The sequence below is a fragment of the Syntrophorhabdaceae bacterium genome, from assembly GCA_028698615.1.
Lineage (GTDB): Bacteria > Desulfobacterota > Syntrophorhabdia > Syntrophorhabdales > Syntrophorhabdaceae > Delta-02.
Genome location: JAQVWF010000055.1, coordinates 1 through 13902 on the forward strand (window position 1 = coordinate 1; position 13902 = coordinate 13902).

General features: G+C 52.0%; 29 protein-coding genes, 1 tRNA gene and 1 pseudogene. All 31 read right to left on the minus strand.

Annotated elements, in window-relative coordinates; all coding sequences use genetic code 11:
• Nucleotides 1-5: 5 nt before the first annotated feature.
• A tRNA-Gln gene (locus tag PHC90_12625) sits at nt 6-79 on the minus strand.
• Nucleotides 80-323: 244 nt separating this feature from the next.
• Nucleotides 324-668, minus strand: a pseudogene (rplQ, locus tag PHC90_12630) (50S ribosomal protein L17).
• Nucleotides 669-680: 12 nt separating this feature from the next.
• A complete protein-coding gene (locus PHC90_12635) occupies nt 681-1700 on the minus strand; it encodes a DNA-directed RNA polymerase subunit alpha (GenBank protein ID MDD3847186.1) in 1020 nt (339 codons plus the stop codon).
• A gap of 27 nt (nt 1701-1727) precedes the next feature.
• Nucleotides 1728-2348, minus strand: coding sequence for a 30S ribosomal protein S4 (gene rpsD, locus PHC90_12640; protein ID MDD3847187.1), 621 nt, complete (start codon nt 2346-2348; stop codon nt 1728-1730).
• 12 nt (nt 2349-2360) lie between these two features.
• Nucleotides 2361-2750, minus strand: a complete 390-nt coding sequence (gene rpsK, locus PHC90_12645) for a 30S ribosomal protein S11 (protein MDD3847188.1) — start codon at nt 2748-2750, stop codon at nt 2361-2363.
• An 18-nt stretch (nt 2751-2768) separates the two neighbouring features.
• Entirely contained in the window at nt 2769-3134 is a 366-nt protein-coding gene (gene rpsM, locus PHC90_12650; GenBank protein MDD3847189.1) for a 30S ribosomal protein S13, read from the minus strand.
• Between the two features lie 11 nt (nt 3135-3145).
• Nucleotides 3146-3259, minus strand: a complete 114-nt coding sequence (gene rpmJ, locus PHC90_12655; protein ID MDD3847190.1) for a 50S ribosomal protein L36 — start codon at nt 3257-3259, stop codon at nt 3146-3148.
• Between the two features lie 9 nt (nt 3260-3268).
• Entirely contained in the window at nt 3269-3487 is a 219-nt protein-coding gene (gene infA / locus PHC90_12660) for a translation initiation factor IF-1 (protein MDD3847191.1), read from the minus strand.
• A gap of 9 nt (nt 3488-3496) precedes the next feature.
• Nucleotides 3497-4246 (minus strand): type I methionyl aminopeptidase, encoded by a 750-nt coding sequence (gene map, locus PHC90_12665; GenBank protein ID MDD3847192.1) that lies wholly within the window; start codon nt 4244-4246, stop codon nt 3497-3499.
• A 46-nt stretch (nt 4247-4292) separates the two neighbouring features.
• On the minus strand, nt 4293-5600 hold the full coding sequence (gene secY, locus PHC90_12670; protein MDD3847193.1) for a preprotein translocase subunit SecY: 1308 nt from the start codon (nt 5598-5600) through the stop codon (nt 4293-4295).
• Nucleotides 5600-6043, minus strand: coding sequence for a 50S ribosomal protein L15 (rplO, locus tag PHC90_12675; protein ID MDD3847194.1), 444 nt, complete (start codon nt 6041-6043; stop codon nt 5600-5602). The genes secY and rplO overlap by 1 nt, the downstream gene beginning before the upstream one ends.
• Entirely contained in the window at nt 6040-6225 is a 186-nt protein-coding gene (gene rpmD, locus PHC90_12680; GenBank protein ID MDD3847195.1) for a 50S ribosomal protein L30, read from the minus strand. Before rpmD ends, rplO begins: the two co-directional genes overlap by 4 nt.
• 1 nt (nt 6226) lies before the next feature.
• Nucleotides 6227-6715: a 30S ribosomal protein S5 gene (gene rpsE, locus PHC90_12685; protein MDD3847196.1), complete on the minus strand. Its 489-nt coding sequence runs from the start codon at nt 6713-6715 to the stop codon at nt 6227-6229.
• Between the two features lie 30 nt (nt 6716-6745).
• Complete coding sequence (gene rplR, locus PHC90_12690) at nt 6746-7111, minus strand: 50S ribosomal protein L18 (GenBank protein MDD3847197.1); 366 nt, start codon at nt 7109-7111, stop codon at nt 6746-6748.
• An 11-nt stretch (nt 7112-7122) separates the two neighbouring features.
• Nucleotides 7123-7659 (minus strand): 50S ribosomal protein L6, encoded by a 537-nt coding sequence (gene rplF, locus PHC90_12695; GenBank protein MDD3847198.1) that lies wholly within the window; start codon nt 7657-7659, stop codon nt 7123-7125.
• Nucleotides 7660-7669: 10 nt separating this feature from the next.
• Nucleotides 7670-8071, minus strand: a complete 402-nt coding sequence (rpsH, locus tag PHC90_12700) for a 30S ribosomal protein S8 (protein MDD3847199.1) — start codon at nt 8069-8071, stop codon at nt 7670-7672.
• Between the two features lie 9 nt (nt 8072-8080).
• Nucleotides 8081-8266, minus strand: coding sequence for a type Z 30S ribosomal protein S14 (locus PHC90_12705; GenBank protein MDD3847200.1), 186 nt, complete (start codon nt 8264-8266; stop codon nt 8081-8083).
• 11 nt (nt 8267-8277) lie between these two features.
• Nucleotides 8278-8817, minus strand: coding sequence for a 50S ribosomal protein L5 (rplE, locus tag PHC90_12710; protein MDD3847201.1), 540 nt, complete (start codon nt 8815-8817; stop codon nt 8278-8280).
• Nucleotides 8818-8831: 14 nt separating this feature from the next.
• Nucleotides 8832-9155: a 50S ribosomal protein L24 gene (rplX, locus tag PHC90_12715; GenBank protein ID MDD3847202.1), complete on the minus strand. Its 324-nt coding sequence runs from the start codon at nt 9153-9155 to the stop codon at nt 8832-8834.
• A 7-nt stretch (nt 9156-9162) separates the two neighbouring features.
• Nucleotides 9163-9531, minus strand: coding sequence for a 50S ribosomal protein L14 (rplN, locus tag PHC90_12720; GenBank protein ID MDD3847203.1), 369 nt, complete (start codon nt 9529-9531; stop codon nt 9163-9165).
• A complete protein-coding gene (rpsQ, locus tag PHC90_12725) occupies nt 9512-9820 on the minus strand; it encodes a 30S ribosomal protein S17 (GenBank protein ID MDD3847204.1) in 309 nt (102 codons plus the stop codon). Before rpsQ ends, rplN begins: the two co-directional genes overlap by 20 nt.
• Nucleotides 9821-9838: 18 nt before the next feature.
• A complete protein-coding gene (rpmC, locus tag PHC90_12730; protein MDD3847205.1) occupies nt 9839-10024 on the minus strand; it encodes a 50S ribosomal protein L29 in 186 nt (61 codons plus the stop codon).
• Complete coding sequence (gene rplP, locus PHC90_12735) at nt 10021-10437, minus strand: 50S ribosomal protein L16 (GenBank protein ID MDD3847206.1); 417 nt, start codon at nt 10435-10437, stop codon at nt 10021-10023. The genes rpmC and rplP overlap by 4 nt, the downstream gene beginning before the upstream one ends.
• The gene (rpsC, locus tag PHC90_12740) at nt 10437-11081 is read right to left on the minus strand and encodes a 30S ribosomal protein S3 (protein ID MDD3847207.1); all 645 of its coding nucleotides are present in this window, start codon (nt 11079-11081) and stop codon (nt 10437-10439) included. Before rpsC ends, rplP begins: the two co-directional genes overlap by 1 nt.
• A gap of 13 nt (nt 11082-11094) precedes the next feature.
• Entirely contained in the window at nt 11095-11427 is a 333-nt protein-coding gene (gene rplV, locus PHC90_12745; GenBank protein ID MDD3847208.1) for a 50S ribosomal protein L22, read from the minus strand.
• A 4-nt stretch (nt 11428-11431) separates the two neighbouring features.
• Nucleotides 11432-11722 (minus strand): 30S ribosomal protein S19, encoded by a 291-nt coding sequence (gene rpsS, locus PHC90_12750; GenBank protein ID MDD3847209.1) that lies wholly within the window; start codon nt 11720-11722, stop codon nt 11432-11434.
• A 9-nt stretch (nt 11723-11731) separates the two neighbouring features.
• Nucleotides 11732-12559, minus strand: a complete 828-nt coding sequence (gene rplB / locus PHC90_12755; GenBank protein MDD3847210.1) for a 50S ribosomal protein L2 — start codon at nt 12557-12559, stop codon at nt 11732-11734.
• 1 nt (nt 12560) lies between these two features.
• On the minus strand, nt 12561-12848 hold the full coding sequence (locus PHC90_12760) for a 50S ribosomal protein L23 (protein ID MDD3847211.1): 288 nt from the start codon (nt 12846-12848) through the stop codon (nt 12561-12563).
• Nucleotides 12845-13468, minus strand: coding sequence for a 50S ribosomal protein L4 (rplD, locus tag PHC90_12765; protein ID MDD3847212.1), 624 nt, complete (start codon nt 13466-13468; stop codon nt 12845-12847). Before rplD ends, PHC90_12760 begins: the two co-directional genes overlap by 4 nt.
• A gap of 9 nt (nt 13469-13477) precedes the next feature.
• Nucleotides 13478-13783: a 30S ribosomal protein S10 gene (gene rpsJ / locus PHC90_12770; GenBank protein ID MDD3847213.1), complete on the minus strand. Its 306-nt coding sequence runs from the start codon at nt 13781-13783 to the stop codon at nt 13478-13480.
• Between the two features lie 12 nt (nt 13784-13795).
• On the minus strand, nt 13796-13902 hold a 107-nt coding region (locus PHC90_12775; GenBank protein ID MDD3847214.1), incomplete at its 5' end, for a hypothetical protein.

Here is a 13902-nt window from a genome sequence, read left to right on the forward strand (position 1 = left end):
TCATTTGGCTGGGAGACAAGGATTTGAACCTTGATTCACGGAGTCAGAGTCCGTTGTCCTGCCGTTGAACGATCTCCCAATATCTTTTAGGCGTTTTCAGTTCCTTCCGTTGGTTCTTCCGCCTTCTTTTCCACCTTCGGTTTTCTCGTTCTCTTCGGTTTTGTCTCCTCGACTGCCCCCGCCTCTTGCTTGGGTGCGGCCTTCTTCCTGGCGGGCGCCTTCTCCTTTTTCTCTGCGGCGGGCTTCGCTTCCTTTTTCTCTTTTGCCTTACCCTTCTCCGCCTTACCCTTTTCTTTTTCCTTCTCGGCTTCCTTCTTCTGCGTCAGTTCGATGATCGCCATCGGCGCGGCATCGCCCTTTCTGCGACCTATCTTCACCACACGCGTATAACCGCCGTTTATGGCAACATAACGGTCGCCGATATCGCCAAAAAGCTTCCTGACGACCTTTTTGTCCCTCAAGAAGGCAAAGGCGAGTCGCAGGGAATGGAGGTCCTTTCGCTTCGCAAGCGTGATGAGCCTGTCGGCCACCTTTTTGAGCTCCATTGCTTTCGGGTTCGTTGTCTTTATGCTCTCATGATCGAACAGGGCATTGGCAAGGTTCATGAATAATGCATCCCTGTGGCTCTTTGTTCGATTCATTTTCTTCACTCTGTTCTGATGCCTCATGGTCGTCAACCCCTACATGTGATCTTTTTTCTTGAGAACCATCTTGTCAAGTTCTTCTCTGGCCGGGAAACTGTCCAATTTTAGACCAAGCCGAAGTCCCATACAAGAAAGAATCTCTTTAATCTCGTTCAAAGACTTCCTTCCGAAGTTCTTTGTCATGAGGATCTCCTGCTCCGTTTTCTGGACCAGTTCCCCTATGTACTTGATATCCGCATTCTTCAGGCAGTTCGCGCTTCTCACGGAAAGCTCGAGTTCGTCGACACTGCGATAAAGGTTTTCGTTGAAATCGGGCTTTTCCTGCCCTCTTTCATCAGCCGATTCCGCCTCTTCTATCTCATCGAAGTTTATAAAGATCCTCATCTGCTCCTTGATTATCTTCGCGGCGAACGAAAGGGCGTCAAGGGGATCGACGCTGCCGTCGGTCCAGATCTCCATGGAAAGCTTGTCATAATCCGTCCGCCGGCCCACTCTGGCCTGGCTGACATTGTAGCTTACCTTTCTGATGGGTGAGAATATTGCATCGATGGGCGTGGTACCGATGGGATCCGCCTCATCAACATTTTGCTCCGAAGGCTGATAACCGCGGCCAAGTTTCGCCTTCATCTCCATGTAAAGCCTGGCGTCGCTGGAGAGTGTCGCTATATGCATATCGGGATTCACGACCTCCACGCCGCCGTCGTGGGTGATATCTCCCGCTTTCACTTCCCTTTTGCCTTTCACGTCGATCTTCAAAAGAGCCGGCTTGTCGTCCGTCATTCTGACGACGACCTTTTTCAGGTTGAGGATGATCTCCGTAACGTCTTCCTTGACGCCGCGCACCGTGGAGAACTCATGGTCTACGGAGTCTATCCAGACCGACGTTATCGCCGCACCCATGATCGATGAAAGCAGCACCCTGCGGAGCGAGTTGCCGATCGTGACACCATATCCCCTTTCGAAAGGCTCGGTGGAGAACTTTACATAACCGCCATCTTTCTTTTCTATCTCGATCTTGGTTGGCCTGATAAGCTCCTGCCAGTTTTTTTCAAACATAGGCATGCACCCTCCTTGGGGTAGTAACTACCTTGAATAGTACTCTACGATCAACTGCTCCTTGATCGGTAGCGAGATATCGTCACGGGTCGGTAAGAGCTTGATGCCGCCCTTCATGTTGTCCTTGTCGAGATCGATCCACGAGGGCACGCCCCTGCGCACCACAGATTCCAGCGCATTCACAACGGCCGGCAGATCCTTGTGCCTGACCTCTATGACATCCCCCACCTTCACCATGAAGGATGCAGAACTCACTGTCTTGCCATTGACGGCAATGTGTCTATGCGAAACCAGCTGACGCGCTTCCTTGCGTGATGTCGCAAAACCGAGGCGAAATACCATATTGTCAATCCTCCTCTCGAGAAGGATGAGAAAGTTGGTACCCGTAATGCCGTCCTTGCGTTCGGCCATGACAAAAAACCTTCTGAACTGTTTCTCGCTGAGTCCATAGATCCTGCGAGCACGTTGCTTTTCCCTCAGGCGCATGGCGTATTCCATGACCTTGCTCCTGGTATCGACGTGCTGCCCTGGGGGATAATTCCTTTTCTCAATGGCACACTTTTCCGTGTAGCACCTTTCCCCTTTTAAGAAAAGCTTTATGCCCTCTCGCCGGCATAACTTGCATGATGGTCCAACATATCGTGACAATTCGTGCCTCCTTTAAACCCTTCTGCGTTTCGGCGGTCTGCAGCCGTTGTGGGGAATGGGCGTTACGTCGCGGATGAGGTGGATCTTTAACCCTGCACTCTGGAGTGCCCTGAGCGCCGCCTCACGTCCTGCTCCCGGGCCCTTCACATAGACATCGACTGTCCTGAGCCCATGTTCCATTGCCTTTTTTGCGGCGTTCTCCGCGGCAAGCTGGGCGGCAAAGGGCGTGCTCTTCCTCGAACCCTTAAAACCCACGACCCCTCCGCTCGACCACGACACGACGTTGCCCTGCGGATCGGTGATCGTAATTATCGTGTTATTGAAGCTTGATTGTATATATGCTCCACCGACGGGGATATTCTTTTTTACTTTTTTCTTACCGCTTCTTCTGACCTTAGCCATGTACGCACCACCTCGTCGTTATTTTCGTTTCATCGAAGTCTTCCGGGGACCCTTACGGGTACGGGAATTCGTCTTCGTCCTCTGTCCACGCACCGGAAGGCTTCTTCTATGCCTGAGGCCGCGGTAACACCCGATATCCATGAGCCTCTTGATGTTCATGCTCACTTCTTTTCTCAGATCACCTTCGACCTTATATTCAGTCTCCAGAATATCCCTGATCTTCGCGATCTCTTCATCGAGGAGAGTATTGGTCCTCTTGTTCGGATCGATCCCGGCCTGAATCAGGATCTTGTTGGAAAGCGTTCTCCCGATGCCATAAATGTAGGTCAGGGATACCTCGATCCTCTTCTCCCTCGGTATGTCAACACCAGCAATTCGTGCCACCTTTTGCCTCCTTAACCCTGTTTCTGTTTATGCTTGGGGTTTTCGCAAATGATCCTGACAATACCCTTTCGCTTGATAATCTTGCATTTGTCACATCTTTTCTTCACCGAAGGTTTTACCTTCATGCTATCCTCCTACTTAACGCGGTAAATGATCCTGCCTCGTGTAAGATCGTATGGCGACAGCTCGACAACGACCTTGTCTCCCCTGAGTATCTTTATGTAATGCATCCGCATCTTTCCGGATACATGGGCCAGCACCTTGTGGCCATTGGGAAGTTCAACCCTGAACATCGCGTTAGGCAACGGCTCTACGACCGTACCCTCAATTTCTATACCTTCGCCTTTTGGCATTTTACCTCTCTATGCCCGACTCAATATCACGGGACCGTTGCCGGTAACGGCAACGGTGTGTTCAAAATGAGCTGACAGGCTCCCATCCTTCGTGGCGGCGGTCCAACCGTTCTGTTTGATGTATACTCCGCTCTCTCCCATATTCACCATCGGCTCTATCGCGAAGACCATGCCAGCCTTCAGCCTGAGGCCCGTCCCCTTTACTCCGTAATTGGGCAGCTGAGGTTCTTCATGAAGGCTTCGTCCTATCCCGTGACCAACAAACTCTCTCACAACGGAAAACTTCTCTCCCTCGACATGTTCCTGTATGGCGTGGGAGATGTCGTGCAGCCTGTTGCCTTCCCGGGCTTCGGAGATACCGCAATGCAGGGCCTTTTCCGTCACCTCGAGGAGTTTCCGGGCGGCCTTTGAGATACCCCCCACAGCGTAGGTCATTGCAACGTCTCCATAATATCCTTCATAAAGAAGGCCAAAATCAATGCTCACAATATCGTTCTCTCTCAACTGCCGTTCAGAGGGCATGCCATGCACAACCTCATCATTTATGGATACGCACAGGCAATAAGGAAACCCGTTGTACCCCTTAAAAGCCGCCTTTACATTCCCAGCCTTTTTTATCTTTTCCTCGCATACCGTTTCCAGCTCCAGCGTCTTTACGCCTGCCTTCACAAAATCTTTCAGATAGAGAAGCATTTCCATCGCCTTCCCGCTGGCGACGCGCATCTTCTCGATTTCTTCACTAGTTTTCAGAAAGATCATTCCTCATCTCAGGGCGCTCTTCCGCCGGTACGTTTCCATTCTTCACCTATCGCCGTCCCTTTATCCGCTGCGACTTCTTCACCAGTCCATCGTAGTGTCTCAGAATGAGATGGGATTCTATCTGCTGAACAGTATCCAGGGCAACGCCGACGACAATAAGAAGGGCCGTGCCGCCGAAATAGAAGGGCACATTGAACTGTTTCACCAGCATGGTCGGCAGTACACACACAAAGGAGACATATATCGCCCCTATGAAGGTCACACGGGTGAGAACCCTGTCAATGTACTCCGAGGTCCGCTTCCCGGGCCTGATGCCCGGAATGTAACCGCCGTACTTCTTCATGTTGTCCGCCACGTTATCGGGATTGAAAACAATGGCGGTGTAAAAATAACAGAAGAAGATGATAAAGCCCACGTAGAAGACCTCGTGGAGCGCCGACCCTGGCGTGAACAGCTCAGCGACCTTCTTCGCATACGGGTGGGTGATGAAGTTCGAGATCGTCGCAGGGAACATGATAATCGATGAGGCGAAGATCGGCGGAATCACGCCTGCCGTGTTGACCTTCAGCGGCAGGTGCGTCGCCTGACCGCCCATCATCTTTCGTCCGACGACCCGCTTTGCATATTGCACGGGGATCCTTCGCTGCGAGGTCTCCATGAATATTATGAAGGCGACGACAGCAAACATCATCGCCACAAGAATAATCACCACGAACCAGTTAAGCTCACCGGTATTCACGAGACCCAACGTTCCGGCAATTGCATTCGGCATACGCGCCACGATGCCGGCAAAAATGATAAGGGAGATCCCGTTGCCTATGCCCTTCTCTGTGATCTGCTCCCCGAGCCACATAATGAAGGATGTGCCGCCCGTCAGCGTGATCATCGTCATCAGCCTGAAGCTCCATCCGGGGTTGAAAACAACGGCCTCCCCGCCGGCTCCACGCATCTGTTCCAGACCTATGGCAATAAAAAGCCCCTGAATGATACTAATGACGATCGTGCCGTACCGTGTATACTGGGTGATCTTCCTTCGTCCCGCCTCGCCTTCCTTCGAGAGCTTCTCGAGGGTGGGTATGACGACGGTCAGGAGCTGCAGTATGATCGACGCCGATATATAAGGCATGATCCCGAGGGCAAAGATGGAGAGCCTCTCCAACCCGCCGCCGGCAAACATATCGAAAAATCCGAGCAGAGTTCCCTTGGCCTGTTCAAAGATGCCCGCGAGAACATTTCCGTCGATACCCGGTGTAGGTATGTGGATGCCGACCCGGTACACTGCAAGCAACCCGAGGGTCCATAGGATCCGGCGTTTCAACTCGGGGATCTTTCCAATATTTTGGAAACCTCCCATTAAACGAGTACCTCCACGTCACCACCCTTGGCCCGTATCTTCTCTATGGCCTTCTGTGATGCCTTGTGAACCGATATTTTTATGGGGAAATCTATGTCTCCCACGGCAAGAAGCTTGATCCCGTCTTTTATCTTCTTAATGCAGCCTGATCTCAGGATGTCTTCAATGCCGACCTTTTCCATGCCTTTGAAGACCTCGAGGTCGCCGATATTGATGACGCAGTATTCCTTGCGAAAGGGATTCTTGAAGCCTCTCTTGGGAATCCGTCTGGTAAGCGGCAACTGCCCGCCCTCAAAGCTCTTTCCCTTCGTTCCGCCGCTCGTTGCCCGCTGGCCCTTGTTGCCATAACCCGCGGTTGTTCCGAGCCCCGATCCGGTTCCCCGGCCGACGCGCTTGCGGCTCTTCTTTGATCCAGGGACTGGTTTAAGATCTGATAGTTTCAACGAGCGTCCTCCAATACTGTAACAAGGTGAATCACCTTTTTTACCATACCTCTGATCTCCGGCGTGTTCTTGACCGTCTTTTCCTGGTACAGCCTTTTGAAACCGAGGCTCCTGACCGTGGCCCTCTGGTCCTCGGGACACCCGATGAAGCTCTTCGTCCATTTTATTTTGAGGTGGCTCATCCTACCCCTCCTCGACTTTCAATTTGCCTCTCTGTCTCAATGCCACTTCGGGCGACTTCAACAGGGAAAGGCCTCTGATCGTTGCCTTCACCACATTATGATAGTTCCTGGAGCCATAACACTTCGTAAGGATATTCGTGATCCCCGCCACCTCGACCACGGCCCGGACGGCGCGGCCGGCGATAACGCCGGTGCCTTCCCGTGCAGGTTTCATGAACACCTGGCTCGTTCCGAACTTTGCCATGATCTCGTGAGGGATGGTCCCTTTGTCCACGGGAACTTCTATAAGGCTCTTTTTCGCCCTTTCAACGGCTTTTCGTATTGCATCAGGGACTTCGTTGGCCTTGCCCAGTCCGAAACCGACCTTTCCATTACCGTCGCCGACAACAACAATGGCACTGAAAGAGAACCTGCGGCCACCCTTGACAACCTTCGCGACACGGTTAATGTAAACAAGCCTGTCCTGCAACTCGAGATCGCCTGCGTCTATTCGCTTTCTTTCAACCAACACAACCTCCCGTTAAAATTTTAGCCCGGCTTCACGCGCTCCGTCGGCGAGTGCCTTGATCCTTCCGTGGTACTTGAAGCCATTGCGATCGAAAACGACCTCGGTGATACCAAGCCCAAGGGCCTTCTTGCCGATCGCTTCACCGACCTTTTTTGCGGCATCACTGTTGCCGCCGCTCTTCAACCCGGCCTGCACTTCTTTATTGAGCGTTGAAACCCCGGTGAGGACCCGCTGCTGGGTATCGTCCACCAGCTGTGCATAGATCTGCTTGATACTCTTGAACACCGTAAGTCTCGGTTTATTCTGGGTGCCCTGGATCTTCTTCCTTATTCTCCGTTTACGTCTCTGCCGGGCTTCGACTTTGTCCTTTCTGTGCATACCGCTACTCCTTATTTCCCGCTCTTGCCTGCTTTCTTTCTCAGGACTTCATCGGCGTACTTGATGCCCTTGTTCTTATAAGCATCGGGTTTTCTCAAGGCGCGTATCTTTGCGGCTACCTGTCCCACCAGTTCTTTGTCTATCCCCTGGATCGAAACCTGCGTCTGTTTTTCAAGCCCGCCGGTGATGCCTTCCGGAAGGGTAAAGACGATGGGATGTGAATAACCGAGATAGAAGGTAAAGCTGCCGGGCTGGAACTCCGCCCGATACCCTATCCCGATGATCTCAAGCTTCTTCTCGAATCCCTTCGACACTCCGTCCACCATGTTGGCAATGAGTGTCCTCATCAGCCCATGGTAGCCTCTGATGGTCTTTTCTTCGCTTTCGCGGGACACCGTTACGATGCTGCCGTCGATGCCCAGCGTCAATCCTTTCAGGAACGGCCTTTTCAGTGAACCCTTGGGGCCAGTCACGAAAACCTCGCCCTCTTTAAGTTCCAGTTTAGTTCCCTGCGGGAGTATTATTGGTTTTTTCCCTATCCTCGACATACCTTATACCTCACCAGACCACGAGGAGGGGCTCGCCCCCAACCTTGTTCTTCATCGCATTCCTGTCCGTCATAAGACCCTTCGACGTGGAGATAACAACGATGCCCGTCCTGTTGCGGAGCTTCGGCATCTCGGAGACCTTCGCATAGACGCGCCTTCCCGGTTTGCTGATCGTCTTGAGACCGGTAATGACGCTGCTGGAGTTCTCATCGTAGCTGATGTAGACCTTGAGGAACTTCTTCCTGCCTTCATCAACAAAAGTCTTATAGTTTCTCACATAACCTTCTTCCTTGAGAATCTTGGAAATGGAGAATTTGATGTTTGAATACGGAATGTCTACCGTTTCATGACGCGCCGTGATGGCGTTGCGGATTCTCGTCATCATGTCTGCTATTGGATCAACCATACCCATTTTACCACCTCACCAGCTTGATTTTAAAACGCCGGGGACCTCGCCCCTCAGGGAATAGGACCTAAAGCAGACCCTGCACATCTGGAACTTCCTGATAAAGGCTCTCGGCCTGCCGCAGACAGCGCATCTGTTACGCACGCGCACCTTGAACTTCGGCGCCCTCTTCGTCTTTTCTATCATTGCTTTTCTTGCCATGCACTCCTCCGTCAACGCCTGAAAGGCATACCCATGAGTTTCAAAAGCTCATGGCCTTCTTCATCCGTCTTCGCCGTTGTTGTAATCGTTATGTTCATTCCCCTGGTCTTGTCGATCTTGTCGTACTCGATCTCGGGGAAAATGATCTGCTCTTTCAATCCAAGGGTGTAATTACCCCGGCCATCGAAGGACTTAGGGGAGACCCCCTTGAAGTCTCTCACCCTGGGAAGTACGATGGTCACCAGCTTGCGATAGAATTCATACATCCTCTCCCTGCGCAGAGTCACCATACAACCCACGGACATCCCTTCGCGGAGCTTGAAAGAAGCGATGGATTTCTTCGCCTTCGTGATGACCGGTTTCTGACCGGTGATCAGCTTGACATCGCCCGAAGCTGCATCGAGGGCCTTGATATTCTGCAGCGCCTCGCCGAGACCGATATTCACGGTGATCTTTACGATCTTGGGCACTTCCATGATATTCTCATACTGAAACCGTCTCACAAGAGCCGATTTCACTTCCTTTTCGTAAAACTCTCTATAAGTATTCAACGACCGCCTCCCGCTTACTTATCGATGACCTCGTCGCACTTCTTGCAGAAACGCACCTTCTTGCCGTCTTCAAGGATCTTTTTTCCTGTACGGACGGGCTTTGAACATTTCTCGCAGTAGATCATGACGTTTGAAACATGGATCGAGCTCTCCATTTCCATGATGCCGCCCTTCGCCTTCTGGCTCGGTTTCACGTGCTTCTTCACCATGTTGACTTTCTCGACGATCAGCCGGTCCTTCTTGTAGTTGATCCTGAGGACCTTCCCGGTCTTTCCCTTGTCCTTTCCGGTCGTCACCATTACCAGGTCATTCTTCTTTACGTGATAAACCTTTTCCATGATTACCTCACACAACCTCGGGCGCCAGGGACACGATCTTCATGAATCTTTTGGCCCGGAGCTCTCTCGCCACGGGTCCAAAGATGCGCGTACCCACCGGCTCGTTATACTGATTTATGATGACCGCAGAATTGTCGTCGAACTTCACGTAGGAACCATCATTCCTGCGTATCTCCTTCTTTGTCCTGACGATAACGGCCTTGACCACCTCGCCTTTTTTCACCTTCGAGTTGGGAATCACCTCTTTCACGGATGCTACTATGATGTCCCCCACTGTTCCATAGCGTTTTCTTGACCCGCCGAGCACCTTGATGCACCCGAGCTTCTTCGCACCGGAATTGTCGGCCACCTCGAGTTTAGATCTCTCCTGAATCATGCGCCACCTCGTTCTTGACCAAGAAAAGTTCCTCGTGCCTGACAACCTCTTTCACGAGCCAGCGCTTGTCCTTGCTCAGAGGCCTCGTCTCGACAATCAAGACCCGGTCACCCGTCTTGCTGGAATTATTCTCGTCGTGTGCTTTGTATCTCAGTTTCCTCTTAATAAACTTGTGGTACTTCGGGTGTTTGAGGAACTTCTCGACCTCTACAACAACCGTTTTGTCCATCTTGTCCTTGATGACCCTGCCGACCATCTTTCTCTTGTTTATTTCACGTTTCGCTTCCATGGGAACCTCTTTAAGCCTTTATTCCTTCTCGCTCAAGACGGTTTCTATCCTGGCGACGTCCTTCTTCAGCGTATTCATTCGTGCCGTATTCTCAAGCTGCCCCGTAGAATGCTGAAATCTCAGGTTGAACAACTCTTCCTTGAGATCCTTCTTCCTTCTTTCCAGCTCCTCTTTCGTCAGTTCCTTCAGTTCTTTCGCTTTCATTGTTCCTCACTTCGTGCAATGAACTTGGTACCGATAGGGAGCTTGAAGGAAGCAATTCTGAGGGCCTCGCGCGCCTTCTCTTCGGGAACACCGGTGATCTCGTATAAGACCCTGCCAGGCTTCACGACGGCAACCCAACCTTCATTCGGTCCTTTTCCCTTGCCCATCCTTGTCTCCGCAGGTTTCTTCGTTATGGGCTTATCGGGAAATATCCTGATCCAGACCTTGCCTGTCCTCTTGACATATCTCGTAAGGGCGATACGGGCCGCTTCGATCTGCCGGGATGTGATCCATCCGCCTTCCGTGGCCTGGAGCCCGAAGTCGCCGAAGCTGACCACGTTCCCCCGATGCGCGACGCCCTTAAGGGTACCTTTCATAACTTTTCTATATCTTACCCTTTTTGGTGCAAGCATTACCGAGCCTCCTGAAATACTTCTCCTTTAAATATCCAAACCTTTATACCAATCACGCCATACTTTGTGGACGCGACTGCACAGCCATAGTCGATATCGGCCCGAATGGTCTGCAGGGGCACCCTGCCTTCACGATACCATTCGGTCCGCGCCATCTCTGCGCCGCCAAGCCTGCCGGCGCACATTGCCTTTATGCCCTTGGCACCGAACTTCAGCGCCTGCTGGACGTTCTTCTTCATAGCCCGTCTGAATGAAACCCTGCGCTCGATCTGCAACGCCACGTTTTCAGCAACAAGCTGCGCATCCGTCTCAGGCCGTTTCACCTCGGTGATGTTGAGGATCACCTCTTTGTCCGTGATCCGCTGCAATTCGCGCTTCAGGTTTTCAACCTCGGCGCCCTTGCGTCCTATCACGAGACCCGGTCTCGATGTATGGATGTTTATCTTCGCACGTTTGTCCTTGTTTGCAGCACGCTCTATCTCAATCTTCGAGATGCCGGCCTGATAGAGTTTCTTTTTCAGAAACTTCTTGATGATCAGGTCCTCGTGAAGAAACTTCGCGTAGTTGCGCGACGCGAACCATTTAGAATCCCAAGTCTTGATGACCCCGAGCCTGAAACCGAAGGGGTTTACCTTCTGACCCATTTATCCTCCAAGTCTATGCTTCATCCAGGATGAGCGTTATATGGCTTAATCTCTTGCGTATTTTCGTTGCGCGCCCCATCGCCCGAGGCATGAAGCGCTTCAGGACGGGGCCGCCGTCCACCATGATAGTCTTGATGTACAGGTTATCGATGTCGACGTATTTCTTTTGCCGGGCATTGGCTATCGCGCTGTCGAGAAGCTTCTTCAATATGAAGGCGCCCTTCTGCGGCATATAAGTTAAAAGCCCTGAAGCATCGTTGACGTTCTTTTGCCTGATCAGGTCAGCGACGATGCGCACCTTCCGGGGTGATACACGAATCATTCGAGTTTTCGCCGTGATTTCCATTGCATTAATCCTTTTTCTTCGCCACTTTCGACTTTCTATCGCCGGAATGACTGTGGAAAGTCCGTGTCGGTGAGAACTCACCCAGCTTGTGGCCAACCATTTCTTCAGTCACGAAAACCGGTATGAACTTCTTGCCGTTGTGAACCGCGAAGGTAAGCCCCACAAAATCGGGGGTGATCGTGGACCGCCGCGACCATGTCTTGATCACTTTAGAACCCTTGATCTCCCTCGCCTCGTCGACCTTCTTCGCCAACTTGTCCTCTAAAAATGGCCCTTTCTTGACGGAACGTGCCACAAGAACCTCCTAACCTCTCAGTTTAATGATAAACTTATCTGTCCGTTTGTTTTTACGGGTTTTCTTACCCTTGGCCAGCTGGCCCCAGGGTGAACAGGGATGCCTGCCGCCTTTTGACCTGCCCTCACCGCCCCCGAGAGGATGGTCAACGGGGTTCATCGCGGTACCGCGGACAGTTGGTCTGACACCAAGCCAGCGCGGCTTGCCCGCCTTTCCGACGGTGATATTCTCGTGATCGATATTTCCAACCTGGCCGATCGTAGCCATGCAGGAAAGATTAACCAGCCGCACACCGCCCGAAGGAAGCCGCAGGTGTCCGTACTCGCCCTCTTTCGCCACTATCTGCGCGTAGCTTCCCGCGCTCCGTGCAAGCTGTCCGCCTTTGCCGGGCTTCATCTCGATGTTATGGACGAATGTTCCCAGGGGAATGAACTTCAACGGAAGAGCATTGCCTTCCTTGATCTCCGTGTCCGGTTTCATGCTGGCGATCACCGTGTCGCCGTCCTTGACTCCCAGCGGCGCCAGGATGTAACGTTTCTCACCATCTATATAATGGATAAGGGCGATATTCGCCGAACGATTCGGATCGTATTCAATCCCCGCAACCTTTCCCAGGATCTCAAATTTGGTCCGCTTGAAATCGACGATACGCAGCCGCCGTTTGTGCCCGCCGCCAATATGCCTCGTCGTTATCTTTCCGCTGTGATTCCGTCCGCCCGTTTTTTTGATCGGTTTCAGCAGGGATTTTTCAGGCTTGTCCTTCGAGATCTCATCAAAGGTAAGTCCACTCATAAAACGCCTGCCGGCGGAAGTTGGCTTAAATTCTTTCACGCCCATTTTACGCACCCTCAAAAATCGTGATTTTGTCCTTCGGACTCAGCTTCACAATGGCTTTCTTCCAATCTGACCGCTTGCCTGCGTAGCGTCCGAGACGTTTCTTCTTTCCTTCCATGTTCGACACATGGACATCGAGAACCTTGACCTTGAAGAGCTTCTCCACGGCCTTTCTGATCTCTATTTTATTTGCGCTTCGCTGGACTTCGAAGACGTACTGGTTCCCAGTCTCCTTCACCAGCGTGCTTTTCTCTGTAATGATGGGCCGCAGGATGATATCGTATTCGTTCATGATGCAAGCACCTCTTCAACTTTTTTCAGCGCCTCAACGGTCATGATGAGCTGCTCGTGGCGGATAATATCATAAACGTTCAGGCCTTCCACCCTCAGCACCTTCACGTAAGGAATGTTCCGCGCTGATTTCTCGACTGTCTCATCCTTCTGGTCGATGATGAACAAAGGCTTGGTCAGGCTCAATGTCTTGACGATCCCGAAAAATGTCTTCGTGCTGATGTCGGCCAACTCAAGTTTATCGAGAACCTTCATGTTCGAAGCGGTATGTCTGACGGTAAGGGCCGACCTCAATGCGCTTCTCCTCACCTTCCTGGGGACCGTGTAGCTATAATCCCTCGGCTGAGGCCCGAAGGTTACACCGCCGCCTACCATCACGGGCGAACGGGACGAACCGCGCCGGGCCTGCCCTGTACCCTTCTGTTTATAGGGCTTGCGACCGCCGCCGGAGACTTCTGTCCGGCCCTTTGTCTTCGCAGTCCCTCTTCTGCGTCGTGCAAGCTGCATCTTCACAACATCATGGATAAGATGCTCTTTGACCTCGCAGTTGAAGATCTCGTCCTTTATTTCAACTTCCCCAACCTTTGCACCCTCTATGTTCAGTATGTCTGTGACTGCCATAACCTGCTCCTAAGATTTGATCTCCACATCGACTCCGGCCGCGAGTTCCAGCTTCATAAGGGCATCAACCGTTTGCTGTGTGGGATCGACGATGTCCATCAACCGTTTATGTGTACGGATCTCAAACTGTTCCCGTGACTTCTTATCGATGTGCGGAGATCTCAAGACTGTGAACTTCTGTATCCTTGTCGGTAGCGGTACTGGACCAATCACCTGCGCCCCTGTCTTCTTCGCCGCGTCGACAATCTCTTTCACAGACTGGTCGAGCAATCTGTGATCAAATGCTTTCAGGCATATCCTGATTCTCTGCCGCATTGTAATTCCCCTTTATTCAATTATCTCGGTGACGACGCCGGCACCGACTGTCTTGCCGCCCTCACGGATGGCGAAACGGAGTTCCTTTTCCAGTGCGATGGGGGTGACAAGCTCAACGG

Bases quoted from the DNA above. Each gene is read 5' to 3' on its own strand.
- rplF (MDD3847198.1), bottom strand. From the start codon at position 7,659: ATGTCGAGGATAGGGAAAAAACCAATAATACTCCCGCAGGGAACTAAA.
- PHC90_12705 (MDD3847200.1), bottom strand. From the start codon at position 8,266: ATGGCAAGAAAAGCAATGATAGAAAAGACGAAGAGGGCGCCGAAGTTC.
- rpmC (MDD3847205.1), bottom strand. From the start codon at position 10,024: ATGAAAGCGAAAGAACTGAAGGAACTGACGAAAGAGGAGCTGGAAAGA.
- rpmJ (MDD3847190.1), bottom strand. From the start codon at position 3,259: ATGAAGGTAAAACCTTCGGTGAAGAAAAGATGTGACAAATGCAAGATT.
- rplR (MDD3847197.1), bottom strand. From the start codon at position 7,111: ATGCACAGAAAGGACAAAGTCGAAGCCCGGCAGAGACGTAAACGGAGA.
- rplB (MDD3847210.1), bottom strand. From the start codon at position 12,559: ATGGGCGTGAAAGAATTTAAGCCAACTTCCGCCGGCAGGCGTTTTATG.
- infA (MDD3847191.1), bottom strand. From the start codon at position 3,487: ATGCCAAAAGGCGAAGGTATAGAAATTGAGGGTACGGTCGTAGAGCCG.
- rpmD (MDD3847195.1), bottom strand. From the start codon at position 6,225: ATGAGCCACCTCAAAATAAAATGGACGAAGAGCTTCATCGGGTGTCCC.
- rpsK (MDD3847188.1), bottom strand. From the start codon at position 2,750: ATGGCTAAGGTCAGAAGAAGCGGTAAGAAAAAAGTAAAAAAGAATATC.
- map (MDD3847192.1), bottom strand. From the start codon at position 4,246: ATGATCTTTCTGAAAACTAGTGAAGAAATCGAGAAGATGCGCGTCGCC.
- rpsC (MDD3847207.1), bottom strand. From the start codon at position 11,081: ATGGGTCAGAAGGTAAACCCCTTCGGTTTCAGGCTCGGGGTCATCAAG.
- rpsH (MDD3847199.1), bottom strand. From the start codon at position 8,071: ATGGGTATGGTTGATCCAATAGCAGACATGATGACGAGAATCCGCAAC.
- rplP (MDD3847206.1), bottom strand. From the start codon at position 10,437: ATGCTTGCACCAAAAAGGGTAAGATATAGAAAAGTTATGAAAGGTACC.
- rplN (MDD3847203.1), bottom strand. From the start codon at position 9,531: ATGATTCAGGAGAGATCTAAACTCGAGGTGGCCGACAATTCCGGTGCG.
- rpsJ (MDD3847213.1), bottom strand. From the start codon at position 13,783: ATGCGGCAGAGAATCAGGATATGCCTGAAAGCATTTGATCACAGATTG.
- secY (MDD3847193.1), bottom strand. From the start codon at position 5,600: ATGGGAGGTTTCCAAAATATTGGAAAGATCCCCGAGTTGAAACGCCGG.
- rplV (MDD3847208.1), bottom strand. From the start codon at position 11,427: ATGGAAATCACGGCGAAAACTCGAATGATTCGTGTATCACCCCGGAAG.
- PHC90_12635 (MDD3847186.1), bottom strand. From the start codon at position 1,700: ATGTTTGAAAAAAACTGGCAGGAGCTTATCAGGCCAACCAAGATCGAG.
- PHC90_12760 (MDD3847211.1), bottom strand. From the start codon at position 12,848: ATGAACGAATACGATATCATCCTGCGGCCCATCATTACAGAGAAAAGC.
- rplD (MDD3847212.1), bottom strand. From the start codon at position 13,468: ATGGCAGTCACAGACATACTGAACATAGAGGGTGCAAAGGTTGGGGAA.
- rplX (MDD3847202.1), bottom strand. From the start codon at position 9,155: ATGGAAAAGGTTTATCACGTAAAGAAGAATGACCTGGTAATGGTGACG.
- rpsQ (MDD3847204.1), bottom strand. From the start codon at position 9,820: ATGGAAGCGAAACGTGAAATAAACAAGAGAAAGATGGTCGGCAGGGTC.